The 25909-nt window shown below is 32.6% G+C and carries 30 protein-coding genes and 3 pseudogenes; 22 read left to right on the forward strand and 11 right to left on the reverse strand.

Annotated features, from left to right (window positions below):
* The first annotated feature begins 103 nt into the window (after positions 1–103).
* The 10 genes and pseudogenes from ACQV2Q_RS00110 to ACQV2Q_RS00155 all read left to right on the forward strand — a co-directional run bounded on the left by ACQV2Q_RS00110 (position 104) and on the right by ACQV2Q_RS00155 (position 7001).
* Positions 104–736 carry a hypothetical protein gene (locus ACQV2Q_RS00110; RefSeq protein ID WP_428881610.1) on the forward strand — a complete coding sequence of 211 codons (633 nt, stop codon included), beginning with the start codon at positions 104–106 and terminating at the stop codon, positions 734–736.
* A gap of 295 nt (positions 737–1031) precedes the next feature.
* Positions 1032–1574 (forward strand): hypothetical protein, encoded by a 543-nt coding sequence (locus ACQV2Q_RS00115; protein WP_428881611.1) that lies wholly within the window; start codon positions 1032–1034, stop codon positions 1572–1574.
* A gap of 198 nt (positions 1575–1772) precedes the next feature.
* Positions 1773–2195 carry a hypothetical protein gene (locus ACQV2Q_RS00120; protein WP_428881612.1) on the forward strand — a complete coding sequence of 141 codons (423 nt, stop codon included), beginning with the start codon at positions 1773–1775 and terminating at the stop codon, positions 2193–2195.
* A 188-nt stretch (positions 2196–2383) separates the two neighbouring features.
* Positions 2384–2497: an IS3 family transposase gene (locus ACQV2Q_RS00125; RefSeq protein WP_428881753.1), complete on the forward strand. Its 114-nt coding sequence runs from the start codon at positions 2384–2386 to the stop codon at positions 2495–2497.
* A 341-nt stretch (positions 2498–2838) separates the two neighbouring features.
* A complete protein-coding gene (locus ACQV2Q_RS00130; protein ID WP_428881754.1) occupies positions 2839–2931 on the forward strand; it encodes an IS3 family transposase in 93 nt (30 codons plus the stop codon).
* A gap of 451 nt (positions 2932–3382) precedes the next feature.
* A complete protein-coding gene (locus ACQV2Q_RS00135) occupies positions 3383–3742 on the forward strand; it encodes a hypothetical protein (protein WP_428881613.1) in 360 nt (119 codons plus the stop codon).
* Positions 3743–3779: 37 nt separating this feature from the next.
* Positions 3780–4196: a transposase gene (locus ACQV2Q_RS00140; protein WP_428881614.1), complete on the forward strand. Its 417-nt coding sequence runs from the start codon at positions 3780–3782 to the stop codon at positions 4194–4196.
* A gap of 133 nt (positions 4197–4329) precedes the next feature.
* Positions 4330–5205: an IS3 family transposase gene (locus tag ACQV2Q_RS00145; protein ID WP_428881755.1), complete on the forward strand. Its 876-nt coding sequence runs from the start codon at positions 4330–4332 to the stop codon at positions 5203–5205.
* A gap of 129 nt (positions 5206–5334) precedes the next feature.
* A pseudogene (locus ACQV2Q_RS00150) lies at positions 5335–5998 on the forward strand (single-stranded DNA-binding protein).
* A gap of 433 nt (positions 5999–6431) precedes the next feature.
* Entirely contained in the window at positions 6432–7001 is a 570-nt protein-coding gene (locus ACQV2Q_RS00155; protein WP_428881615.1) for a hypothetical protein, read from the forward strand.
* 58 nt (positions 7002–7059) lie between these two features.
* On the opposite strand, the pseudogene ACQV2Q_RS00160 reads toward ACQV2Q_RS00155, so the two are convergent.
* From ACQV2Q_RS00160 to ACQV2Q_RS00190, 7 genes and pseudogenes are all read right to left on the reverse strand, one after another.
* A pseudogene (locus tag ACQV2Q_RS00160) lies at positions 7060–8434 on the reverse strand (recombinase family protein).
* Between the two features lie 9 nt (positions 8435–8443).
* On the reverse strand, positions 8444–8599 hold the full coding sequence (locus ACQV2Q_RS00165; protein ID WP_428881616.1) for a hypothetical protein: 156 nt from the start codon (positions 8597–8599) through the stop codon (positions 8444–8446).
* 52 nt (positions 8600–8651) lie between these two features.
* Positions 8652–9152, reverse strand: coding sequence for a zinc ribbon domain-containing protein (locus tag ACQV2Q_RS00170; protein WP_428881618.1), 501 nt, complete (start codon positions 9150–9152; stop codon positions 8652–8654).
* Between the two features lie 45 nt (positions 9153–9197).
* The gene (locus ACQV2Q_RS00175) at positions 9198–9788 is read right to left on the reverse strand and encodes a recombinase family protein (protein ID WP_428881619.1); all 591 of its coding nucleotides are present in this window, start codon (positions 9786–9788) and stop codon (positions 9198–9200) included.
* A gap of 12 nt (positions 9789–9800) precedes the next feature.
* Complete coding sequence (locus tag ACQV2Q_RS00180; RefSeq protein WP_428881621.1) at positions 9801–10301, reverse strand: recombinase family protein; 501 nt, start codon at positions 10299–10301, stop codon at positions 9801–9803.
* A 48-nt stretch (positions 10302–10349) separates the two neighbouring features.
* Positions 10350–10442: a hypothetical protein gene (locus ACQV2Q_RS00185; RefSeq protein WP_428881756.1), complete on the reverse strand. Its 93-nt coding sequence runs from the start codon at positions 10440–10442 to the stop codon at positions 10350–10352.
* 17 nt (positions 10443–10459) lie between these two features.
* Positions 10460–10849: a DUF2116 family Zn-ribbon domain-containing protein gene (locus ACQV2Q_RS00190; protein WP_428881622.1), complete on the reverse strand. Its 390-nt coding sequence runs from the start codon at positions 10847–10849 to the stop codon at positions 10460–10462.
* 156 nt (positions 10850–11005) lie between these two features.
* On the opposite strand from ACQV2Q_RS00190, the gene ACQV2Q_RS00195 reads away from it, so the two are divergent.
* The 3 genes from ACQV2Q_RS00195 to ACQV2Q_RS00205 are packed head-to-tail and all read left to right on the forward strand — an operon-like array spanning position 11006 to position 13239.
* The gene (locus ACQV2Q_RS00195; RefSeq protein ID WP_428881623.1) at positions 11006–11191 is read left to right on the forward strand and encodes an AbrB/MazE/SpoVT family DNA-binding domain-containing protein; all 186 of its coding nucleotides are present in this window, start codon (positions 11006–11008) and stop codon (positions 11189–11191) included.
* A 13-nt stretch (positions 11192–11204) separates the two neighbouring features.
* The gene (gene dcm, locus ACQV2Q_RS00200) at positions 11205–12290 is read left to right on the forward strand and encodes a DNA (cytosine-5-)-methyltransferase (RefSeq protein ID WP_428881624.1); all 1086 of its coding nucleotides are present in this window, start codon (positions 11205–11207) and stop codon (positions 12288–12290) included.
* Positions 12283–13239, forward strand: coding sequence for a DNA cytosine methyltransferase (locus ACQV2Q_RS00205; protein ID WP_428881625.1), 957 nt, complete (start codon positions 12283–12285; stop codon positions 13237–13239). The genes dcm and ACQV2Q_RS00205 overlap by 8 nt, the downstream gene beginning before the upstream one ends.
* Positions 13240–13269: 30 nt before the next feature.
* Here ACQV2Q_RS00205 and ACQV2Q_RS00210 read toward each other — a convergent pair whose 3' ends face one another.
* On the reverse strand, positions 13270–14907 hold the full coding sequence (locus tag ACQV2Q_RS00210) for a hypothetical protein (protein ID WP_428881626.1): 1638 nt from the start codon (positions 14905–14907) through the stop codon (positions 13270–13272).
* Positions 14908–14909: 2 nt separating this feature from the next.
* Positions 14910–15134, reverse strand: a pseudogene (locus tag ACQV2Q_RS00215) (helix-turn-helix domain-containing protein).
* Positions 15135–15331: 197 nt separating this feature from the next.
* On the opposite strand from ACQV2Q_RS00215, the gene ACQV2Q_RS00220 reads away from it, so the two are divergent.
* The 7 genes from ACQV2Q_RS00220 to ACQV2Q_RS00250 all read left to right on the forward strand — a co-directional run bounded on the left by ACQV2Q_RS00220 (position 15332) and on the right by ACQV2Q_RS00250 (position 21129).
* On the forward strand, positions 15332–15667 hold the full coding sequence (locus ACQV2Q_RS00220) for a helix-turn-helix domain-containing protein (protein ID WP_428881627.1): 336 nt from the start codon (positions 15332–15334) through the stop codon (positions 15665–15667).
* 12 nt (positions 15668–15679) lie between these two features.
* On the forward strand, positions 15680–16078 hold the full coding sequence (locus tag ACQV2Q_RS00225; RefSeq protein WP_428881757.1) for a DDE-type integrase/transposase/recombinase: 399 nt from the start codon (positions 15680–15682) through the stop codon (positions 16076–16078).
* A gap of 414 nt (positions 16079–16492) precedes the next feature.
* Complete coding sequence (locus tag ACQV2Q_RS00230; protein WP_428881628.1) at positions 16493–16927, forward strand: GNAT family N-acetyltransferase; 435 nt, start codon at positions 16493–16495, stop codon at positions 16925–16927.
* 44 nt (positions 16928–16971) lie between these two features.
* On the forward strand, positions 16972–17466 hold the full coding sequence (locus tag ACQV2Q_RS00235; RefSeq protein WP_428881629.1) for an AAA family ATPase: 495 nt from the start codon (positions 16972–16974) through the stop codon (positions 17464–17466).
* A 299-nt stretch (positions 17467–17765) separates the two neighbouring features.
* The gene (locus ACQV2Q_RS00240) at positions 17766–19610 is read left to right on the forward strand and encodes a hypothetical protein (RefSeq protein WP_428881630.1); all 1845 of its coding nucleotides are present in this window, start codon (positions 17766–17768) and stop codon (positions 19608–19610) included.
* A 2-nt stretch (positions 19611–19612) separates the two neighbouring features.
* Positions 19613–20833, forward strand: coding sequence for an HNH/ENDO VII family nuclease (locus tag ACQV2Q_RS00245; protein WP_428881632.1), 1221 nt, complete (start codon positions 19613–19615; stop codon positions 20831–20833).
* 101 nt (positions 20834–20934) lie between these two features.
* Entirely contained in the window at positions 20935–21129 is a 195-nt protein-coding gene (locus ACQV2Q_RS00250; protein WP_428881633.1) for a helix-turn-helix transcriptional regulator, read from the forward strand.
* Positions 21130–21455: 326 nt separating this feature from the next.
* Here ACQV2Q_RS00250 and glpK read toward each other — a convergent pair whose 3' ends face one another.
* Complete coding sequence (glpK, locus tag ACQV2Q_RS00255; protein WP_428874040.1) at positions 21456–22967, reverse strand: glycerol kinase GlpK; 1512 nt, start codon at positions 22965–22967, stop codon at positions 21456–21458.
* Positions 22967–23557, reverse strand: coding sequence for a dihydroxyacetone kinase transcriptional activator DhaS (gene dhaS, locus ACQV2Q_RS00260; protein ID WP_428874041.1), 591 nt, complete (start codon positions 23555–23557; stop codon positions 22967–22969). Before dhaS ends, glpK begins: the two co-directional genes overlap by 1 nt.
* A 177-nt stretch (positions 23558–23734) precedes the next feature.
* On the opposite strand from dhaS, the gene ACQV2Q_RS00265 reads away from it, so the two are divergent.
* Together ACQV2Q_RS00265 and dhaK are read left to right on the forward strand one after the other, a co-directional pair.
* Positions 23735–24874: a glycerol dehydrogenase gene (locus ACQV2Q_RS00265; protein ID WP_428881634.1), complete on the forward strand. Its 1140-nt coding sequence runs from the start codon at positions 23735–23737 to the stop codon at positions 24872–24874.
* A 27-nt stretch (positions 24875–24901) separates the two neighbouring features.
* The gene (gene dhaK, locus ACQV2Q_RS00270) at positions 24902–25891 is read left to right on the forward strand and encodes a dihydroxyacetone kinase subunit DhaK (protein ID WP_428876357.1); all 990 of its coding nucleotides are present in this window, start codon (positions 24902–24904) and stop codon (positions 25889–25891) included.
* Positions 25892–25909 lie beyond the last annotated feature (18 nt).

The raw sequence follows: 25909 nt of genomic DNA on the forward strand, positions 1-25909 counted from the left end.
TTCAGCAGAAAGAGTGCATAGAGTGAAATACTTGTTCCATTTTAATGATAATAGAATCTGAAGCATTAAAGAAGGAAGAGAACCAGATTTTTTTGGTTTTACTTTGAATCCAAATAGAGGTTTCGTATTTGAGGCGAAAGGTCAATCAAAATTACAAAAAGATTATAGAAGGATAATACGTGCAGTTGAACAGCTAAATAGTGTTCAAAACATTACATTTAATAATACGTTTCAAGGTATTATTTATGAAAATACTTTGCCAAATTCAATATTTTATCCTTCAAGAAATAATGTGCATAATATATTTCAATTGGAAGGTCATATTATCTACACTGGTGTCAACACTAATAATGGTAATCAAAATGAATGTGAAATTATCGATATTGATCCAGAAATTAGTCAATTAAATAATGGTTTGAATGTTAATTTGGATATGGAGATAATTAATTATTATTTACCTTATTTGTACGTACTCAAAAATAGTCAGTCTAAAAAAGAGCGTATCAATAACACCGAATATGTTGTATATGAAGATAAAGAGTTTAAAATTGGTCTCAGATGGGACACATATTCACTATTAGCAAAGATTCCTTTGATAAGTGAATATCTCAAGAGTGATGATAAAAACTTCAAAGAAATTGTAGAAGAAACAGGATATGATAGCTTCATGATCAGATTGAAAAATTGTTTAATAAAATTTTTTATGCTAATGAAGAAAATGATAATAAACTATTGAAAGCCAAGAAGAAACAGAATTCTGATGATAATAATGAAGATAGTCTGACCATATCAAGTGATATAAAGAATATTTACAATAGAGATGGAACATATTTTGGAATGAAGTGATTTACAGTAAAACTTTATAATCAACATACCATTTTACGCACTTACCTTACTCACGACAAATATTGAGGCAGTGGTATAGATGTCGGTGGCAGATAAGTAAAGGTGTATAATATAAAAAAAACACATGATTATGATAATATAGAGTTAAATAAATAAGTGAAAATTAAATACAGAGGAGATTTTTTATGGAAAGAATGGAAAGTTTAATAATTAAAAATCACTGTAAAGAGAGATGGTATCCAACAGATTTTAAAATTTATTATGATTGTTTTAAAAATTCATTATTGAAAGACATTGATAAACCGCTAAGAAAAAATATAAAATATACTTTACAGTACTTAGAGTTTATTGATGTTCAAATAGAAGAGATTTATCTCAAAGGAACATTGGAAAAAAACGTTTATAAGACATATATAATAAACGCTTGTTCAATAATAGAAGCAAGTTTAATTTATATAGTCGATAAATTTGGTGAATGGGATAATGATAGAAAGACGTTTAATAATGCGATCAAAAAAGTACAAGATCAAAACTTACTTAATTTAGATTCTAAATTAATAGATCAATTGGATTCTTTGAGAAAATTAAGAAATAATGTTCATTTAGATAAATATGATAAGAATGATTTACATAAATGGTATTGGCATGAATTTGATAAAGAAGATTATCCTTCTATGAAGTCGATATTAGAAAGCTTTTTAACAGAAATAGGGTTTTCACAACAATAATAATAGAGGATCTAACTTGAAACCTAATCTACGAAAATATGATTATATTTATAATGGAAAATTTCGTAAAGCGTGTTTATAGGTAAATATAAAATAAAAAAGACCAACTTTGTAGGATGATTGACCCTCAAAATCCGTCACGGAATTAGGGAGTCTTATGCATGTCTAGAGAAAATTTTTTAATTGTGATTAAATGTCGTGATCGAAAAAGAAAAGGGACTGGGATATAGAAGCTTATCGAAAAAATACAAACTGAATATTTCTACGATTAAAAACTGGTGTCGCGATTACCAATCGTTTGGGATTGAAAGTATACGTAGAAGTATGCGAAAAACAGAATATAGCGATAAACTCAAACTCTCTGTATTAAGATTTAGACAAGAACATGGACTGTTCTATCGTGAGACTGCGAAACACTTTCAAATTAAAAATCTAGCTACTATTGCTAACTGGAATCGTATCTATTGTGAAGAAGGGATCGCAGGTCTATCAAGAGCGTTAGGACGTCCTAAGAAGGATGGAGAGAACGATATGTCCAAGAGACCTCAAAAGCCACGTCAATTAACGAAAAGCGAATGGGAAGAACTTCAAGAATTACGAGAAAGAAATGAATATTTATAAGCAAAAGTACTTAATCTTAAAAAGCTAGACGCCTTAATTCGGCGCAAGAACTAGTCACAAACAAAGAAAAAATGAGACTTGTGATTGAGTTAAGGCGAGCGTATCCAAAATAAAAGTTAAGCGATTGGCTAAAAGCAGCTGATTTACCAAAATCTCCCTATTATGAGTGGTTAAAAAAATTAAATATAATTAACCATGAGGAAGAAAAACTTATCGAAGAAATATGTAGAATCGTTGATAAATCTAGGGGGAGTTATGGGTACCGTCGAGTGACAGCTGACTTAAAGAACTCAAAAAATTAATCATAAACGAGTCCTGAGATTAATGAGAGAAAATGATATACTCTGTACTAAATTTTTTTAAAATCTCGAAAATATAGGTCTTATAAGAGAGAAGTTGGGAAAATTACCGACAATCATTTGAACCGTTCATTTGAAGTTGAAACAGATAATACCATTTGGCTGAGTGATGTGACGGAGTTAAGTCATTTCAAATGAAGATAGAAAGCTCTAACTGTCCGCTATTTTAGACTTATATAACAGTGAGATTGTTGGATATAGCTTATGTACTTCACCGACTGTCCAATTTTCCAACGGATCTTAGGATAAAGCACTCCAAAAAATTACCCACCAATTATCAATTAATGGTTCACACATATCAGTGGTACAATCCATCAAGAATTAAACTAAAATTAAACGGTCTATCTCCTATTCAATATAGGTTACAAGCCGCTTAAAGATTATTCAATTAAAGTACGTGTATACTTGTGAAGTATGAGAGATGTCTTCAGAAATTCTAAATATTTTTTATGAATCATATGTTTCTATTAAATCAAGAAATAGGAATTAGATGAACATCAACTAAAAAGGAAAAGAGCAAGTAGTTCAAGATGAACATCAGATTAAAGTTAGTAATGAAAAAGAAATAACCATTCACCTTTTAAAGACAATGCAAGACTATAAATTGGCCGAACATTTAAGAAAATTTTTGAATGCAATCAGAAAGTGGAAATATTAATAAATTTTATATTTTTTCAAAAGCTGATGTGAAAAGTTTAAAATATCTTAAAATGATGAGTTATTAGTAATAAGGGAACATCATAAAGATCATGTAGCTAAGATGAATTTTTAAAGATTAGCATTCTGGTTATTGGGGCCGATGGTAATCTTAAGAAAGTAGGGCAGAACATGAACTGGATATTTGATTATAGTATTTATAAATTAATGAAAAGGCAATTCAAGCATGAAGATAATTCAAATGGATTTATTACAGTACTAATTGAATTACCATTTGCTATTCCTTTTAGAGAAAAAGATACATATACTTTTTATTATCAAGATTATTTAGTGGGAATTTGTACTGAAAAAATAATTGAAGATTATACTTATCATAATCATACTTTTGATTTGTTAAAGACATATAGATCAAAAGTGGAAATCATATTCTTTATAAATAAGCATATTAATAAGAGTGATTCAGAACCTTTAGCACATAAATACACGGATTTAGCGATTGATGTTATTAATTATTTTGTACTGACCCCCTAAAGTTGGACCAAAAAATCTAACTTTAGGGGGTATTTGTATGGCTAAATATCGTTTAGAAATTAAAATTAACATCGTATCAGAATATCTTTCTGGAACGATCGGAATAAACGCATTAGCTAAGAAATATAAGCTTAAATCCACCCAACAATTAAGAAGATGGATTCATGCTTATAAAACTTTAGGTATAAAAGGATTAGAACGCTCTCGCAAACAGAAGACATACAGTGTAAACTTTAAGTTAAGAGCAATTACTATGTATGAAGCAAGCGAGAAGTCCTATCAAGATGTGGCGAATGAATTGGGATTGAATAATCCAGCTCTGATTACTAGATGGCGTCAAGAGTATCATGACCACGGGATGGAAGGTCTTTCTCGCAAACCAGGGAGGCCGCCAATGTCTAATAAAGAAAAAGTTAAAAGGGAAAACAAACTGCTTCTAAAGCCTTTGAGATAAAGGATCTAAAGCTCGCAAATAAACTAATTGAAGAACTTGAGTATGAATTAAAGATGCAAACGATAAAAAATGAATACTTGGAAATGCTAAGGAGCTTGCGGCGACAGAAAGCAATGAAGACAAAGCAAGAATCATCCACAAGCTCCGACAACAAGAAAGATTTATTTTAACTGAGATTCTTGCGGCAATAGATTTTCCTAAATCGACTTATATGTATTGGCAGGCTCAATGGAAAAAACAAGACCCTGACCAAGAAGTAAAAGATGCTATCTTGTCAACTCGTAAGAAACATCCAAACTATGGCTATCGTCGGATTCATGCGACCCTTGTTAATGAGGGGTGGAAAATTAATAAAAAGAAAGTCCAACGTCTCTGTCAAGAATTAAAGATTCAGGTTAAAAACTTTGGGCGTAAATATCGAAAATACAATAGTTACAAAGGGGTTGTTGGCCGAATTGCCCCTAACCGTATCAATCGAAGATTTGAGGCTTCCATACCCAGACAAAAGATTACGACTGATACGACTGAATTCAAATATTATGAAGAAGATGTTTCTGGTAAGCTTCAAGTTAAGAAGCTATATTTAGATCCTTTTATGGACTTGTATAATCTAGAAATTATTAGCTTTAAACTATCTTCTCAACCTAACGGCCTCACAATGATTGACGCTTTGAAAGAAGCTTTAGAAGCTTCCCAATCCTGCGCATATCGACGAACCTTTCACTCAGATCGTGGGTGGGCGTATCAAATGAAAGAATATCGAGCGCTACTCGAGGAACATCATGTCTTCCAAGGCATGTCACGTAAAGAGAATTGTTATGACAATGCGCCCATTGAAAACTTCTTTAGTGTGATGAAGCAGGAAATGTATTATGGAAAAGTATATCGAAATGATAAAGAGTTAAGAACGGCAATCATCGATTATATTGACTACTATAACGAGGAACGAATTAAAGAAAAATTGAATTGGTTAAGTCCAGTGGCATATAGGAAAGCACGGATTGCTTAAGGTTTCATCTTTAAACCAAAAAGAGAGATACACACAAAATTGTGTGTATCTCTCTGGTCCAACTATTTGGGGTCACTCTATAAGGGGGTTAGAGATAGCTCCTTTTATTAATTATAAGAGGATGATTAAATGAGTGACAAAGAGATGAGAAAAAATATAGAAGAAATGGCAGATAATAACTATCAGGACTTCGTAAAAAATCTAATTAGTTATTATGAGAAAGGGATTGATGATAAAAAAGCCTTAGACAGGTTATATGAGGAGTTCATGGACAATGATACCCAAGGTTTATTAAGTGAAGAATTTGATTACTCAATAGATAATTTTAAAGAACAAAGCTTACTACAATGAAGAAGCTACTATAAAGGAAGAAAGAGATGACCTAATTAATCTAGTATGAAATCTTATCAAAGATCCGGAACTATTAGAGATAAAGGATAATCAAGGAGAGAAACTTAAGGTGGCTAATTTTACCTTGGTTTCTAATGACAAGGAGGGAGGGAAGAATTACCACACTTGTTCAGCTTATGGCGAAAAAGCAAAAGGAATGGAAAATCTTAAACAGGGAGATTTTATGAGAGTGTTTGGGCAAACAAAGAACACACTAGGTGCTGATGGAAAAGAATACACAAACATAAGGGTTCTATCATCAAAGCTCTTAAAAGCAAAAGAGAAAGGCCAGGAGAAAAGTCCTAAAAAAGAATCCATCCTTGGAGTTATAAAGAAGTGCAAGACAGAGGATAAGGGCAAAGACTCGGAAAAGGCAGATAAAAAAATAGAAACAGAAAGATAAGATTGGTGGTGTGGTCTTCGAACTGCACCGTTTTTTGTTGTTTAACATTCTCAATCAAACCATGATGAGCTTTAAAAATGTATATAAAGGTATGATATAATAATCTATATGAAAACTTCGCATATATATACTAATAATTCAAATAAAAACTAATTAGTTAAGGATGGAGATAATGAAAATTAATTATAATGGACTTTGGATTTAAGGTCTTTTTTTATTGTTTATTTTTAGGATTTACGTTTTATGCACACCCCTAAGAAAAATTTAGCGTATACCTTTTAACGCTTATTTAAAAAGGGTGTGTATTATTAAAAGAGGGTAGTAATAAGTTGATTATATTTCAAAAGAGGGGTAGCATGAGTATTAAAGAAAAAGAAAAAATATATTTGATAAGCTTAAAAGAGAAAATCCTAACATTGTTGAAGATGGCATAGTGGATAAAAAACAATATATAGAATTAAAATTTAAAATAGTATATATAATGAAAGAAGTCAATGGTGGGTCTGGTTGGGATTTAAAAGATTTTTTATTTGAAGGTGGGCGTTCACAGACTTGGGATAACATAGCCAGATGGACTGAAGGTATATTTAATTTACATGAAGAATTCAGTTGGAAATACCTATCTGAGGATAATGAGAATAGGAGGAAAAAGTACCTTAGAAAAATTGGAACAATAAATTTAAAAAAGACACCAGGAAAACATACATCGATTTATAAAGAAATATCAACAGCTGCAACTAAAAATAGAATAATAATAAAACAACAAATAGAATTGTACGATCCAGAGATAATAATTTGTTGTGGCACTTCATCTGATTTTATTAAATGCTACTCAGAATCTAATTATGTTAATTGGGCTATGATGAGAAGAGGCGTGGAGTATGTAAGAAACAAAAATCAAATCATTGTTAGCTTTGTTCACCCTGAAGCTAGGGTAAGGGATGCATATTTATATTATGCGTTGGTCGATGGAATACGTGAAATCATTGGATATTCTTCTTAGTATTAATAGAAAAAGCAACTAGAGCCTATGAGGGATAATTCTGATAAGCTCTATTTGTTTATGCCTTTAGATATTTAAACTCAAAACTTCCATCCTCATTTACTACCATCTTTTCAAGCATCAAATTCCAAAGTAAAGGCTCAAACTCTTCTAGTGGTTCAAGTATATTTAGTTTTTCAATAAAGAAGTCATACTTGAGTTTTTTTGATTCCTTATCTTCTATTAAAGTTCGTAGATTTTCATAGTCTTCCTTACTGGAGTTAAAGTCGGTAACGATCTGCTCATATCTTTTAGTTTATTCTAGTTGGTCTTGGCTTGCATTAGAGTTTTCTTCAATAATCTGCTCTATTTTTTCCTTATTCAGATTCATGATTTCAATTGAAGAGTTTAGTTTTTCTTTTAGTTCTTTTGTATCAAAGATGTATTCCAATAGCTTCAAATCCTCAATAATATTCTTTTTATTAGCTATTAACTTATTGATGGAATCTACAAAAGCTTCTTCAATTTCCTCTTTATAAAGATGAGGTGTTTTACAAGGTTCTTTTTTGTTATATTTATTGTTGCATCTCCAAATGGTACGTTTGTATTTACTATTAGAGTGACAGGTCTTAGCTCTATAGTAGAATCCACAATTGTCACAGATAATTTTGGAAGAAAAAAGGTCGTTTTTATTCTTAGGTCTACTTTTTATCATATCTTGAACGAAATCTCAAATGACAGGTTCGATGATTGGTTCATGTTTTTTCTCTACATAGTACTGAGGGACCTCTCCTTCATTATTTTTCTTTTCTTTAGTAAGAAAGTTAACTGTAAAAGATTTTTGAAGAAGAGCATCTCCTTTATAATTTTCATTGGTTAGAATGGACTTAACAGGTCCTCCAGACCATTTTTCTTGCCTTGTACTGTAGGTATTCCTTCCTCTGTGAGTATCTTTGCAATCTTGTAGGGGTATTGCCTTCAAGAAAATACCTATGGATTTTCTTTACGATTTTGGCCTCTTCTTTATTTACAACTAGGTTGCCATCTTTTCCCTTATCATAGCCTAAGAAATTACCAAATGGAACGCTTACTTTTCCACCAGCAAATCTTTTTCTTTGCCCCCAAGTGACGTTTTCTGAAATAGACCTGGATTCTTCTTGGGCTAGGGAGGACATGATTGTGATCAAGAGTTCTCCCTTGGAATCAAAAGTCCAGATGTTTTCTTTTTCAAAATAGACCTCGACTCCCGCTTCTTTTAATTCTCTAACTGTTGTTAAACTATCTACGGTATTTCTTGCAAATCTTGAAACAGATTTTGTTAAGATAAGATCTATCTTTCCATTTAGTGCATCCTGGACCATATTATTAAAACCTTCACGTTTTTTGGTATTAGTCCCAGATATTCCTTCATCGGTATATATTCCAACAAATTTCCAGTCAGCCCTTCCTGAAATGTAGTTAGTTTAATAATCGACTTGGGCCTCGTATGAGGTAAACTGCTCATCCGAATCTGTTGATACCCTAGCATAGCCGGCTACTTTTTTCTTAGAATACTGGATAGTAGATTTTGATGAAAAAGCAGCCTTAGTCGCTAGAATTGTTGTTACTTTCCTTCTCACGTCTTAACCTCCATCTTTCTTTTTTTCACTCATTTTCTTCTTGGTTTCCTCACTATGTTTTTGGCTTTGGTCTTATAGGATTTTCATAGGAAATGGTGTGTTCATGACCACCTTTGTAATGAAAGGTGAGTTTGTTATCCTGGATACTGATATGGCTTAAATTTTTATACATCTCTTCCTTATAAAAGCTTGGAAGGTTCAGTTTTTCTGTGACCAAGTCCTCTAAAAGGCTCTGATTGATGGTAGAGTTTGAACATTCATCTGCAGGGGAAGGACAGGTAAAACATTTTAGTTGGTCGCCATTTTTATAATACCTGGTTTGTCTTCGGTAGCTTAGGCCACATTTCCCACATTTTACAAAGCTAGAAAAGGCATTAAATCGTTCTATTTTACGACTAAACTCTGACTGGCTACGTTTCTTTGAATAAGCAAGCTTTGCTTCATCTGTCCACCAGTCTTTTCTAGCCTTTGACTGCCATGGGACTTTTTTCTTACTGTTATCATAAAAGATAAACTCTAAAAGACCAGGCTTTAAAACATTGATATCTGACACCTTGTCACTAAAGATATCTTCATCAAATTCCTCAAGGCCTAAAGCCTAAGCACAGATTCCTTTAAGCAGGCCTTCTTCAATACCTGGATTGAGACAACCCTTTCGTTTACCCTCCCTTTGACTGGCACACATCCACCAGGTATATTTACCATCTGCTTTTGCTCGATTGTTTCTTTGGTTACGTTGGTAGTTTCTTTCGCATGAGCAGTGAATTTTGCTTGTAAAGCAAGATGTGTTTATTGACCAGTTGGCAAGTGGGTCAAGCTCTCTACGCCTTTTTATTTCTTCTTGAACCTTCTCAAAAATATCTAAATCTATTATCTTTGGATGAGTGTTTTCAGCCCAATACATAGGTAGTTCTCCTTCGTTTTTAATTTTCTTCTTAGTGATGAAGTCGGTGTATGTTTTTTGTAGTAGAGAATTACCAGTGTATTTTTCTTGTTTCAAAATAGCTCTTATACTTGATGGACTTATAGGTTTTCCAGTAAGACCTTTAATAGACCATTTAGAAAGTTCCTCTGCAGTAGTCTCAGCTGATTTCCCATCTAAGAAATTTCGAAAGCAATATCTTATAACCTCAGCTTCTTTGGGGACAAGATTAAACTTTTCTCCATCCCATCTGTAGCCATATAGCACAAAGTTATTAACTCAATCTTCTTTGAATTTATTACGAACAAACCACTTAACATTGTTAGAAATAGACCTTGCTTCTTCTTGGGCAAAGGAAGCAAGGATGGAAAGCATAAGTTCACCATCTCCAGAAAATGTTTTGATATTTTCTTTTTCGAAGTGAATCTCAACTCCTATATCTTTTAGATGCCTAACTATTTCAAGTAGGTCTACAGTGTTTCTTCCAAATCTTGATATGGATTTAGTAAGAATAAGATCAATTTTGTCCTCTTCACAAGCCTTAAGCATACCTTGAAAACCATCTCGATTGGTACTTGATCCTGATATACCTAAATCGGAAAAGACACCAGCAAATTCCCAGTCTTCATTGTTTGTTATTAGCTCATTATAGTAGCTTACTTGCTGTGATAGGGAATTAAGGGTTCTTCCTTTTGCAACTGAAACTCTGGCATAGGCAGCTACTCTTTTTTTCTTTTTTAACTCAGGTAGCTTGACATCAATCTTTTGTATTCTTTTCATAAGACTTCCTCCTTCCATTACTATATATCAATACTTATGGTCTATAAGTCAAGAGATATTTAGCATAAAAGGGACTATTGAGGAACTATATTTTTCTATTAGTTTTTCCTTTATTTCTTTAAACTCCTTATTGGTTATTATCTTTTCATCTCTTAGTCTTAGGAAGAATAAGTGGGAAGTATAAACTTAAACTCATTATTCATGGCTAAACCTATTCTTGATATAGCATTCATGAGAACAATATTTCCTATTTTTATTCCCATAGGCATTAAAAGGTTTATGGCAATAGGAACAAGTAAAAGAGTAGTAAGCCTTACGATTAACTTGTCAAGATTATTGTTCCACCAAGTCTGTCTACACATAGAAGAACAGAACCTTTTGCCTTCACCAATTTCAGTTCCACAGTTTATGCAAATATATCTTTTCTTTTCTGCTGTGCCAGTTAGCCCATTTCGTCTACAATAACTTTTAACTGTATTAATGGATATTCTTAAGGCATCAGCTATTTCTTTGTAGCTGTAACCTTCTTGTCTTAGTTTTTCTATCATAAAAAAATCCCCTCCTATAAAGGACAGGACATTTTGATAGGTTTTGAGTAAGAAAATAATTTATCTAGTAAAAATTATTTTTGTAAGACGTAAATGTTGAAAAAACCTCAAAAAACGCTATAATTAGACTAAAAACAGACTAAAACGAGGTTAGAAATGGAAAAAGAAGAATTGATTTATTTAGATACTTATGTACTACAAAGAGATATGAGAATAAGATTGCCAAAAAGTATTATAGAAAATTTGCAAGCAACAAAGGGAAAGACAAAATTTAAAATATATTGTGATGCTAAAAATTCTCAATTAATATTAAGAAAAGATGCAGATAGAGATATAGAATAGAGGAAGAAATATAATGGAAAAGAGAATAAAAATAGCATCTTTATTTTCAGGAATTGGTGGGTTTGAAGAAGGATTGAAGTTTGCTGGTATTAATTTTGAAATTGTATTTGCTTCAGAAATAGATAAGTTTGCCCAGACTTCCTTCTTAGCTAATTTTCATACAAAAAACTTATATGGAGACATAACCAAAATCAAAGCAAATAGTGTACCAGATCATGACTTATTGCTTGCAGGATTTCCTTGCCAGGCTTTCAGTATTGCTGGAAAAAGGATGGGCTTTGAAGATACAAGAGGAACTCTTTTTTATGATGTAGCAAGAATTTTGGATAACAAGAAACCTAAATTTATCTTTCTTGAAAATGTTAAGAATTTAATTGGTCATGATGGGGGAAAAACAATTAATGAAATATTAAAAGTTTTAGAAGAATTGAATTATACTGTTGATTTTACAATTATTAATTCGATGGAAGCTGGTATACCACAAAATAGAGAGAGGACATATATATTTGGGGTTTATAATTGGAAAACAGAAGAATATTTACCAGACAAAAGAAATGCTAAAATAAACAAATTGAAACAAAAATTGAACATTAAAAAATATACAAGCTTTAACTTTTTTAATTCTTTGGATTTTAAAAAGGAAATAAAAGTAATAGATGATGTGTTATTAGAAGATGTAGATGAAAAATTTTTCATCAATACTAAAGAAGTTAGTAAATTTCTTGAATCTTTATTAGTAGAGTATAATATAACTCGTGATAATAAGATAATTAAGCTTTTTGATTTACCAAAAGATGTTCACAATGACTTGGAAAGACAAAGGAGGGTTTACTCAACAAAAGGAATATCTCCGACCTTATTAGCGCGTACCGACTCTCCTAAAATATTAATAAATGATGGAGGAGCTTATAAAATTAGAAAATTGACTCCAGAAGAAAATTTTCTAATACAAGGCTTTGGTGAAGAGTTTGTTAAAAACATAAAAAAAACTGGGATGAGTAATACACAAATGTATAAGCAATCAGGAAATGCCGTTAGTCCACCAGTAATCGCTGGGATAATGAAAAAGTTTTATAAGGAGTTTGTAAAGGATGATTAAATTTATAGATTTATTTAGTGGTATAGGTGGTTTTAGACTGGCATTTGAAAATTTAGGGTGTGAGTGTGTGTTTTCTAGTGAAATAGATATACAGGCAAGAGAAACTTACAAGGTGAATTTTGGAGAATACCCATCAGGTGATATATTTAAGATTGAGGCAGAAGATATTCCAGATCATGAAATTCTATGCGCAGGTTTTCCTTGCCAACCATTTTCAGTTGCAGGAAAAAGATTAGGGTTTGAAGATGCCAGAGGGACACTATTCTTTGAAGTGGCACGTATTATTAAAGGAAAAAGGCCAAAAGCATTTCTACTTGAGAATGTAGCAGGCATAGTTAGTCATGATAATGGTAGAACTCTAGACACGATTATTAATATTTTAAAAGATTTAGATTATAATGTATCGTGGAAATTAATGAATGCAAAGTATTATGGAATTCCACAAAATAGGAATAGGTGGTATTGTGTGGGTATAGATAAACTATGTGGAGATATGGATTTAGAGGAGGTATTTCCATCTAAGTCTGAGTTGAAATACACTTTAAAAGATATTTTAGTAGATACCACAGAACAGGAGTATGAAATTTCTAACATAGCAAAAAACAACATAGAAAAACATATAAAATCTTATTTACAAAAAGAACAGTTAACATTAATGGAGAAACAGCCTGTTATAGCAAATAATATTAGACCATCTAAAGTATCCTTTAGCTCGAATGGGATATCACCATGTTTAACTGCTAAAATGGGAACAGGAGGGAATAATGTTCCCGTAATTGTTGAATTAAATAGGAAATTTACTACGGAGGAATGCTTGAAAATAATGGGTTTCCCTGATTCGTTTGTGATTAAGCCGAACTATAGTCAAAGTTATAAACAGATAGGGAATAGTGTAGTAGTTCCTATTATTGAAATGATTGGTGAAAAATTAATACAAATAATAAAGTAGAGGCACAAATTTTATTGTACCTCTAGTTTTTTAACAAGGCTTAATAATTATAGTATATATACCTTTACTGCGACCAGATCCATTATCAATTCTATATGGAGTATAAAATTGATCGGTTAATTGACCATTGGAATATATAAAGTTTATGTCATATGGAGAATCAAACCATCCTTTTCCAGCAAACAAAGCCCTCTTTAGCTCTTTATTGTTTTCAATAGTTTTAGTAACTAGCTCTTTTGTAGCTTTAGTGGCTAGTGATAAAGAATTATAATCTAATAGACTTTCAATGTTTAAACCATATTCAGAAGCAATAAATTCTATAAATTTAGATTCTTCAATGTTCAAATCTTGAGCTATTTTATAGTTTTTATCAACTTGATTTTTTGTGCAGTAAAAAATAAGTGTAGCACTAATGTATTCAAGATTGTTAAGGTAGTTGTTAAATGCAGATTTAAAGCTACTTACTGTTAATTTTGTGATTGTAAAATTATTTGAGCTCTTTTGTTTTATTGACATTCCAGAATTTAAAACTATTCGATATTCAGCAATATTATCCAAATCAGCTTCTGTAAGCTGATATTCATTTCTCAACAGAAAACTTTTATCTAATTCTTTTTCAGTTTCAATAATATAGTTATCAGTTTTACACATAACTTTCTTTTTGGCATTCTTAGAATATTTTTGACCTTCTACTTTAACAATATAATAATATTTGTTTTTGTTTAAATTTAATTTTGAATGTAAATAGTTCCAAAATTTATGTTTTTTGTTTCTATTCATCATTTTAGAAAAATTAAACTCTTCTAAATTACCTTCATAAGTTCCTATGTTTGATGTGCTTATTAACATTAAATGCTGAATGTCGTTTTCAATAGTACCATATTTAAGCTGAATATCACCACGTTTTTTTGCTCCTGAAGGAGTTCCTTTTTTATCTGCATTATATATCTGAAATGACAACCTACCAACGTTAAAGGTGCTATTATTTAGAGGGTTTGTTAAATTGAAATTAAGAATAGCATCTTGTGAAATCCAAACTCCATTTATAGATGTTCCGTGATATATATAATGAACTTCATTATTTGTTTTGCCAAGAAATAGTGATCTTTTAATAATTTCTTGAGAATTTTTATTTAAAAACTCTTGTATTAGTTTGTGTTTTTCTGGGTAAATTTTTTTAAACTCTTTTGTAGAATAGCGACCTATAACATAACTTTTAGAATCTCTAGTAACTGGGGCGCTACCATCTAATGTTCCATCTCCCCATGTAAAAAGTCTTAAGTCATTATAAATAGACTCATCTTTAATAATAATATTCTTATTGTTTTTTATCCAATGAATAAAAGATTCTACCTTCTCTTGATGTACACTATTACCTGACCCCATTTTCGTACTTATTCCAAATTTTTGATTCGTTATCTCAATATAGAAGTCTGGCTTTACATTGATTCTACTATTTGTAAAAGGGTCTATTTCTCTCTCGGCTTTAAATGAAGTAATTAACATTTCGTCTCTTATACTAATACCATGTTCTATACAAATTTGCTGAATAAATTTCTTTAAATGTGTATTTAAAGATTTATATTTTTTACTATCTAAGGATTTTATCAACAATTGTTCATTAGTAAATCCGTGAGCATTATTTCCTATAATATTTTCTGTTGTCATAATTATTCGCCCCTTTTTTTAACTATAATTGTTTCTACGACATCCTCTAAATTAACGTTAATAGCTTCACAAATTTTAAGAAGAGAACTTGTGTTGACATTTTCTCCTCTACTTAGCTTATTTCATGTAGCTGAGCTTATTCCTGCTTTTTTTCTTAAATCAGTTTTACTCATGTTTTTATCAATAAGAACTTTCCAGAGTTTGTTATAGCTTAATTTTAGTTTCAAAATGTGTCCTCCTAATCATATATTCAATTAAGAAATCCGTATCTTCCTATTTCTTTAGATTTTGTAAATTCAACGTTGTGTATGTTACCCTGATTAAGGTTGTTAGACGATAATACATATGTGGCATAAAACAAATAAAAATAGGGAGCTTCTGTTACACTAAAGATATATAAGCAACTTAGCGAAAGGAAGCTCCCATGAAAAATATTATAACAGAAGAAATGCGATTAAGAAAAAGAATTGTAGAGTATGCCATCGAACATGATAATAATGCAGCAGCAGCTCGGCGTTATCATACGTCTCGACAAAATGTAAAACGTTGGCGTGATCGATATGACGGAAGTTGGGAGAGTATAAGAAATCAGTCACGACGTCCTCACTCACACCCTAATCAGCATACCGATAACGAACTTCAAATAATCAAAGCAAAGTATCAACGCTATGGTCATGAAGGGCTCGTGGAAGTTTATGTTCAATGTCAGCGTGAAGGTTATTCACGTAGTTATGATATGTGCAAACAGTTTCGTGAATAGGGTTGAAATAAGATCGTAGCGGATGCTAAGAAAAAATATCCCAAGTCTACATGGAAACCGACCCAAGTAACTTATCCAGGCGAAAAGTTACAAAACGATATCAAATATGTGCCCATGCATTGTCTTAAGTTTGATTCGAAAGGCATTCGTTATTATCAAATCACAGCGATCAATGAGTATTCGCGCAAACGCTACTGTGAGATTGTGGATGAAAAAACAATCACCAATACCGCTTTATTTTTATTAGAGTTAGAAGCGTGTCTAGGCTTTGATATCAAGAAGGTTCAAACGGATAATGGGCGTGAATTTACCAATGATCCAGATGTTACCGATAAACTAACCATCTTTGAGGAGATATTAGAGAGTAAGGAGATAGAGTATCTCAAGACCCGTCCCTATTCTCCATGGTAGAACGGCATAGTTGAAAGAAGTCACCGAGAAGATGGGGAACGATTCTACAATCGTCGAGAATTTAAGAGTGTGCAAGAATTGAAGAAAGCACATCGTCGATATGTGAACCGAGGCAATAATATCCATCGAAAGGTTTTAAATTTTAAGAGTCCCAATGAAGTAGTACGCGAATACTTTAGGAACAAGCCTGCTTAGTCTTGCCCATGATCTCAAATTCTTTATTTCTGTCAAGGATCGCTCTGCTTTCCTCTTTGACAGAAATAAAGAATTTGAGGATGAGACGCTAAGACATAAGCATGCCCATTTAGAAGCACCTTGTGTAAAATATGTTTGACAACTCTAGACTTTTTTACTAGAGATAATAATAAAAAATAGAATGTTTTAAAATATTGAGATTGTTTTTAGAGGTGTGCAATGAGTATAAAATTTATGCGTTCAAATGAAATAAAAATTTCTCTAAATAAAGAACAAATCGACCAAATTTTTTCACTTGAAAAAATTAAAAATGGGTGTAAGCAAGAAAACGTCATAGCTTATGATATTTTTAATGACGACGAATTAGTTGGTTTTGCCATGCTTAGACAATTTAGCAGTAAAGGCTGGTTTCTTTGGAATTATGCCATTGATAAAAACTTTCAAGGATTAGGCTTAGGTTATAGTGGTTTAAAGTTACTGTTAAAAATAATGAAAGAAGACTATCAAGCATCTGTAATTACCACAACATATCGCTATGGGAATGAAATAGCAAAGAATCTATATCAAAAAGTTGGGTTTTCGGAAGTCAATAATGTAGAAGAATCTGGTTGTCATGAAGTAGACATGCTTCTTGAGTTAAAGAAGATAGGATAAGCAAGTAAAATAAGGGTTTAGATTAAGTCTATGGGGGAGAAAGTATGACCAAATTAATCGTTATCAGAGGAAATTCAGGCAGTGGGAAAACAACTTTAGCCAAAGAGCTTCAAAAAGCTATTGGACCGAATACATTAGTGATAGCGCAAGATGTTATTAGAAGGGAAATGCTGAGCGTTCATGATGGCGTGGGTAGTGAAGCAATTCAATTGTTGCAGACAATAATTGAATACGGCTATGCAAACAATAAAGTGACTATTCTCGAGGGAATTCTCAACGCTAAATGGTATCAACCGCTTTTTGAAAAGGTCAAAGAACTATACGGTCCAGAAAACATCTTTGCTTATTATTATGAGTTGCCGTTTAAAGAGACAGTCCGAAGACATCGGACTAAGGATGAACGAAATGAGTTTGGTGAGGCGGAGTTAAAAAGATGGTGGAATGAAAAAGATTATCTTGAAGGGATCGAAGAAGAAATACTCACTGAGGAAATAGAAATCGAGGAAGCAGTAAAAATGATTATGGCTTCAATACGTTAAAATTATAAATCTAGAAGAAAAACTACTGGTTTATTTGAATGAGATTGACCTCAGCGATAGATTAGTGGTTTTTTTAAATATATTATCAAATTTTAAGGAGAGTAAGATAAAAGAAAATTTGACTCAAACAATATCTCTTTACAAACTCTGTATTCATTTTTGGAAAAAATCTAGAATAATAATGGTGGAAGAGTTTATCTTTTGATAATATATTTATAATAATTGTTGTTTCAGTTTAGTCCCAACTATTTAAAAAGAAAGGTTACGTTTTTATGAAGATTTTAACTAGGTTTTATAAATTGTTCATAGCATTTCTATTTTTAGGCCTATTTTTAAACCCGAATACTAGGCTTTATGCAGAGGATCGTACAATCATTGAAGGAAAAGTATATGAGCAGGAAAATGTAAAAAATTATGATTTATCAAGAAATAATAGCATAGAGGCAAATAGTGAATTAGAAACGATCGGGCAATTCTTTATTAATGGAGACGTTAATGATCAAGGAGATAATCACTATCACATACAAAAAGGGAATTTAAGCTTTTTTTATGAGCTCAATAAATCAAAAATAACGGATTTAAAAAACCAATGGCAGGTTATCGAAGATAAAAGCACAAAGATTGGCAAACTTAAATTAGAGAAACCGATTATGAAAGGGACCATTATTGTTCAATCTTCTTTTGATGGGAAAGATTGGCAAACAGACCAAATAATTACTGATATTCTTTCAGAAGAGATGGATTTCTCCAAACCTTTCTTTACGACCAATGACATTCAACAAATAAATGGGACATTTTACCGTATTTTGGTTACTTATAAATTAGAAAGAGCGAGTGACCCTACTGATTTGATTATTTTTGATATTGAAAATACTGAAACTAAATATCAATTTGAGGAATACAAATTTTATGCCATTGATCAGAAAACAGTTGAGGATTCAAATGCTTCTCCAAAGGATAAACCACGTAAAGAATTTAAAGAAAAAGTAAAAATAGGTCGTGATACAGGTTATGACATAACTAAAGCTGAATTAATTGATACAAAAGATCCTCATTTTGGCTGGGATTTAGGTTATTTTACTATTAATGGATACACTAGGGAAGCTAAACAGATTGAGGGCAAGCCAGTCTTTTTAAAGACGATAGGTGATGATATTAAATTATGGTTTACTTTAAATCAAGACATTAATCGATTGGACAATAATCCTGTCTTATCGATATCAGAAGATACCAATGGCTATGATGTTGCAATGGGAATTAAACCGACCAATTTTAAGCATGGTACTTTAATAGTGAAATATACCGATGATGAGGGGCACAGTTTTGATCCGGTTATTTATACTGATTTTTTAGCAGCAAATGCCTCTACTCGGGCCAATACCCGTATTCAAATTTATCAAGAAGGTGACTACGAAGTTACCTTGAATTATGAAATTATTAACAATCCACGAAAAATTTTATCGGTGGATGTTCTACCTTCTTATACTAATTATAAAATTAATTTTGCCTTCTCAATTAGAAATGGAAATACAATGGCATTTCCAAGAGATATAGAATCTGGGGCTGAATTAAAGGATGGCGCCCATACAGATAACGGTTTTACGGTTGATTTTACTCAATCAAAGTATTTAACTTTAGATGTTGTAAGAAAAGAAATCACTAAAAATGATGACGGCAGTGTTTCAAGTAGTGTACGTTCAAATACAGTAGGCAATGGAAAAAACACGTATGATAAACCAGGTATTTATGAATTAACTGTCAAAAATAATTACTCAGATTCAGCTCCAACTACCATTACTATTTTTGTTGGAAAGAATCGTTATATTGCTGCATTAGCAAAGAATCAATTAAGTATTGAAGAATTGAATAAGAAATTATTAGCAGGACGAGAAGTTAATGAAAATGGGGACATGGTTGATAAGTTAGAAAGTGACATTCGCTTAGGAGAAAACTCTGAGATTACAGAATTGTTACCTAAACCATCTGATGGAAAGAATCCGAAACAGAAAATTGAAGAAACAAAAACCTTTGTTAAAGTAGAAGAAAATAAGAGCAATAATGCTTTTATTGTACTATTAGCTATAGTTAGCTTGATGATTGCTCTATGGGTAGTTATTAAAAGAAGAAATAACGAGGGAGAGTAACTATGAAAAAATTGATAACCTTTATTGTGACAATAACATTACTATTTAATCGTTGTTTTTTCTCCTACCCTATGAATACATTTGGTGAGCTTATAAAAGTTAATGCTAATGAAATGAATTCAGAAATAAAAAACCAAGACTTTAAGAATATCTTACCCGAATTTACAGGATTAGATGATCCAGATTTACTGAGATATGTAGAAGATAATCTATATACTGAGGTAATCCAAAAACTAAAAAATGAAACGTATTTTATAGAGAATGTAGAGGCTGTTTATTTATCACAAGAGTATATTGAGGAACTGGCATATAACTCAAAAGAAAATAATTATTTTGGCTATTCTTTGAGTGATTTAAATGAAATGTTTAATGACCAACGTTATGTTTTTACCTTAGGTAATACAAATGAAACAACTGTCGAAAAATTTGAAGATTATGATGATACTTTTAATAAAATTGTTAATAACGTATCGGTAGGGTCAGGGGTCATCTTAATCTTCGTGACAGCATCGATGGTCACATCAGGGACTCCGCTTGTGAGTTTAATGTTTGCGACAGGTGCTAAATCGGCTTTAACATTAGCATCTTCATCCGCTGGATTAAGTGGCATAACAACAGCAGCTTTAACAGGCGCTCAAACAAACAATCTAGAAAAAGCATTAAAAGCAGGCATTCTTTCAGCTAGTGACGAATTTAAATGGGGAGCAATTCTTGGATCAATCACTGGAGCAAGTTCAGTGGGTTATAAATTTCAAAAAGCTTTAACAAATCTAAAAGGTGCCAAGTTATCTGGTTTAAATATAAAAGAGGCAGCATTTTTACAAGTAGAATCAGGATATCCAGTTGAACTTATTAAAGAGATTGAAACAATTAAGGAGTATGAACACTATAAAAAAGCAGGCTTAATAGCCAAAATGATTGATGGTAAATTACAAATGGTTCAAAAAATTGATTTAAATTACAAAGCCAAAGGATTTAATCTTACCAATCTTCAACTAATGGAAATGGGTCGTGCACCGATTGATCCGATATCAAAGTTGCCTTATGAACTTCATCATATAGGCCAAAAAGCCGATGGGATATTAGCCGTCTTGACAAAGAGTCAGCACCGCGACGATATGAGCATTCTTCATGAAATTGAAAAACCGAGTGAAATAAATCGTCAGGAATTTAATAATATCAGAAGAAATTTTTGGAAGAAGTTTGCAGCAGCTCTCAAGTAAAAGGTTTCAACGAATCTAAATTCTTATTATTTAGAAAGATTTGTTTGGTAATGTCCTTAATCGTATGAAATGGTCTTTAAATTAGAAAGTTCAGTTAATCTATGAATAATAAAATCAAAGAACTAAGAATTAAGAAGGGTTGGTCTCAAGCCCAACTTGCGGATAAGTGCAATGTTACCAGACAAACAATTAATGCAATTGAAAATAACAAATACGATCCGAGTCTACAACTTGCTTTTAATATGGCAAAGCATTTAGATACAATGGTTGATGAGCTTTTTATTAATGATCAGTAGATTTCTGGAAATTGATGCAGCATATAGATAACTGTTACATTAATTCCATAATCATTCGTATATAAGAATGAGTTTTGTGAATGCTCCTAGCTTTATTTGTGGAAACTTAATGGTAGCGATTCATTGACTTTTTATTAAAAAATAAAAATGGTGTCAATGAATCGAATGGCTCCATCGACACCATAAATTTTAGAGGTGTTCAATCAGTCGGATAGGATAGAAATAATAATAAAGTATTTTAGATAAGATTAAGAACTTTCTAAAAATAGCTAAGAACTTTTTCTTAGCTATTTTTGAAATCCACTTAAATTCATTCGTGTTCTTTATTAAAAGAAATCTTGACTTAACTGAGAATAATATCGAACAGCTTTAAGCGCATTGTGCCATCCATTCAGTTTTTTAAAGCGATCGGTTTGACTCATATTTGGTTGGAAAACTTCGTTCTCGGATACTAAAGCTCTCAATTCATCTAAATCCTTCCAGTAACCCACAGCTAATCCAGCCAGATATGCAGCACCTAAACCGGTTGTTTCTAAACGTTCAACGCGTTCAACTGTTTTATTAAGAATATCGGCTTGAAATTGGATGAGTAAGTTATTTTGAGCAAGGCCACCATCAACATGTAAAACATCCAGCGCAATTCCAGTGTCTGATTCCATTAAGTCAATAATGTCATAGACTTGGTAAGCTAATGATTCAAAAGTAGCAAGGATAAGTTCCCTTTTAGTCGTATAGTCATCCATGCCTAAAATAGCCCCTCTGACATTCGTTTCCCAATAAGGAGCTTCAATTCCTTTAAAAGTTGGAAGAAAATAGACGGAAGACTTTGGATTTGCCATGAGAGCCAGCTTTTCTGAATCTTCAATCGTTTCAAATAATTCTAAACCGTCTTTTAACCATTCAATGGCACTTCCAGAAATTAAAGCAGCCCCTTCTAAAGCATAATTAATTTGACCATCGATCGAATAGGCAATGGTTGTCAGTAAATGATTGTTTGATAATTTGGCTTCAGTCCCGGTATTCATAACAATAAATGTCCCTTGACCATAAGTACTTTTAACTTGTCCAGATTGAAAAGCAAGTTGACCAACTAAAGAAGCCTGCTGATTTCCAGCTACCCCTGTAATGGGTATTTTTACTCCATGGAAAAGATCAGAACTTGTTTCGCCATAGTAATGAGAGCTAGGATAAACATTGGGTAACATTGCTTTTGGAATATTAAAAAGCTTAAGCAATTCATTATCCCATTCTAAACGATGAATATTAAAGAGCATGGTTCTTGAAGCATTCGTATGGTCAGTGATATGTAACTTTCCTTTAGTTAATTTCCAAACAATCCAACTATCGATGGTCCCAAAAAGTAATGCTCCTTTTTCAGCATCAACCTGCGCTCCAGTATGATAATCTAAAATCCAACGAATCTTACTGGCTGAGAAATAGGGACTCATAACCAGTCCGGTGGTTTTATGAATATATTCTTCATTTTTACTGGATCTCAATTGATTAATTGTAGCTAATGATTGGTTAGAACTCCAAACAATGGCATTATATATCGGCTCACCTGTTATCTTGTTCCAAACAACAGTTGTTTCACGTTGATTCGTTAGTCCAAGTGCTTTGATTTGAGAGTAATTAACCCCAGATTTTTGGATAACTTCTTCAATAACATGACATACAGTTTCCCAAATAACATTCGGATCGTGTTCTACCCATCCAGTTTGTGGGATAATTTGTTGGAATTTTCGACTCGCAGTTCCAATATAATTTCCTTTGCGATCAATAATAAAAGCACGTGTCGTCGTTGTTCCTTGATCAATTGATAATATATATTCTGCCATTACTTATCCTTTCCTTTCCCTGATAAAATAGTAGTGTGTTCATTCGATTTGCTTCGACAGTTTACAAGCTTTACGAGCATCGCATGGTAGTGTTTACTATTTGGTTCACAATTTTCTAAGACCCAATGATAGAGGCTTTCAGAGAGACCATAGCTATAAAAATCTGTAGCTGTTTGAATCATTTGCTTTTTTTCTAACGAAAGAAACTGCTCTTTGAAATAATCATCTACTAATTGTTTGATTATTTTTTTAATGGAGTAAATAAAATATTCTTTAAAAGAATCTAATTTTATATCGAGGAAGATTTTTCGATAATATTTATTGTTTGATTCAAGATAAGTTAATAGTTGCCATAAGATTTCTTCCCAATTTTGCCAATCCATTATTGATTGAATGGATTGATAGAGTTCATGCGAAAAAATCCAGGTAACTAAATCATATTTGTCATCAAAATAATCATAGAAAGTTTGACGACGAAAATCTGCTTGTTTCATTATATCGGTGATTGAAATTTTATCCCTTTCTTTTTTTAGTGTTAATTCTCGAAATGATTGAGCGATGATTTCTTGTGTATCTGTTTTTTCTTTCATCCAGGCAAACTCCTTTTATTAAAAATAAAACAGTATTTGATAGTATCAGTATACGACAGAGCAAATCTGAAACCAAACGGACAGACGAAGGTTTTTGTCTGTTGAATTGATAGCGCTTACTTGTTACCATTAATTTAGTGGAGAAGAAGAAGCTTAAAAGATACAGGAGGAATAAGAATGAGAAAAGCATTTATTAGTCCAAGTAAGTATGTACAAGGTGAAGATGAATTATTGAATTTAGGATTTTATATTCAGTCTTTAGGTGAATCTGCCCTCGTTATAGGAAATAAAGCAGATATTGATCGTGTACAAGCCAAGCTGGATCAAACAGCTGAAACCTATAAGGTTCAATTACATCGAGGAGATTTTGGTGGCGAAGCCACACGCGAAGAAGTCGAACGATTGAAAAAATTAGCAAAAGAAAAAGGCACTGATGTTATTGTAGGATTGGGGGGAGGAAAAGCAATCGATACGTCCAAAGTTGTAGCGGAAGGACAGAATATTATTATTTGCCCGACGATTGCAGCTCAAGATGCGCCCACGAGTCACTCTGCTGTCTTATATACGGCCGATCATCAATTTGATGATTATGCTTACTTTAGCAAAAACCCAGATGTTGTTTTGATGGATACTACCGTTATTGCACAGGCACCGAGTCGATTCCTAGTAGCTGGTATGGGCGATACTTTGGCAACTTATTATGAAGCTCGAGCGACTCGTCAATCCAATTCAAATGTGAATGCTGGTTTGCCAAATGGTTATCGTACTGGGGCTACAGGACCTGCTAAAGGAACAATTGCAGCCATGACACTAGCTGAAAAAAGTTTAAAAGTGGTTCTAGAAAAAGGATACGATGCAAAAATTGCGGCTGATCAGAACGTTGTTACACAAGCTTTAGAAGATATCGTAGAAGCAAACACCTTATTATCTGGCTTAGGCTTTGAATCGGGAGGATTAGCAGCTGCTCATGCAATATACAATGGCTTAACTGTTTTAGAAGGGCCAGGAAATTATTACCATGGGGAACAAGTTGCTTTTACAACCTTTGTTCAATTAGTGCTCGAAGACGCACCAAAATCAGAAGTCGAAGAATTATTAGACTTTAATATTTCTGTTGGGTTACCAGTATCTCTAGCGGACTTAGATGTCGAAGAAGTTAATTACCAAGAAATTCTAAAAGTAGCTAAAAAAGCATGTATCCCAGAAGAATCCATTCATTCAATGCCTTTTGAAATCACAGAAGAAGCCGTTGCAAATGCAATTATTGCAGCGGATGCGATGGGTCGCGATTATAAAGCAAAAAAACAAGCAAAATAAATTTAAAAAAGGTAGGAATCTAGCGTGATTAAAAAAATAATAAATAAACCAGAAAATATTGTGGATGAGATGATTAATGGAATGGTACAAAGTCATTCAAAATTGCTTAAAAGAATTCCTGAAACAGGAATTATTCAACGAACTTTAGAAAAAACCGGGAAAGTGGCTATTATTTCTGGTGGAGGAAGCGGACATGAACCTGCACATGCTGGATTTGTTGGAAGAGGAATGTTATCAGCAGCTGTTTGTGGGGCAGTCTTTACTTCTCCAACGCCCGATCAAATTTTACAAGCAATTAAAGAAGCAGATGAGGGGGCAGGTGTCTTTCTCGTTATAAAGAACTATTCAGGGGATATTATGAACTTTGAGATGGCTCAGGAATTAGCTGAGATGGAAGGAATAAAAGTAGAGAGTGTCGTAGTTGATGATGACATTGCTGTCGAAGATAGTCTCTACACCCAGGGAAAACGTGGCGTTGCAGGAACGGTCTTTGTTCACAAAATATTAGGGTATGCTGCTGAACAAGGGCAAACCATTGGAGAGATTAAAAAATTAGCAGAAAATCTTATCCCAAATATAAAAACGATTGGAGTCGCATTAACAGGGGTCACTACGCCCGGGAGCGATGAAGCAAGTTTTACCTTAGCGGATGATGAAATCGAGTATGGCGTAGGTATTCATGGCGAACCGGGATATCGACGAGAAAAATTGCAGAGTTCACAGGATTTATCCCAAGAATTACTTACAAAATTACTAAAAGAGTTTGATGCCAAAGCCAATGATCGCTTCGCAATAATCGTGAATGGTTTAGGTGGAACGCCATTAATGGAACAATATGTATTTGCAAATGATGTGCAAAGGATAATGAAAGAAAAGAATCTGACGATTGCGTTTTCGAAAGTAGGCAATTTAATGACTTCGTTAGATATGCAAGGTTTATCCTTAACTTTGCTTCGCTTAGATGAAGCATTCTATTTGAAAGCTATTGAAGCACCAGTTGATACCATTAATTGGTAAGATTATTTTATAAAATGA

This window comes from Facklamia sp. P12950 (assembly GCF_050409465.1).
GTDB lineage: Bacteria > Bacillota > Bacilli > Lactobacillales > Aerococcaceae > Facklamia.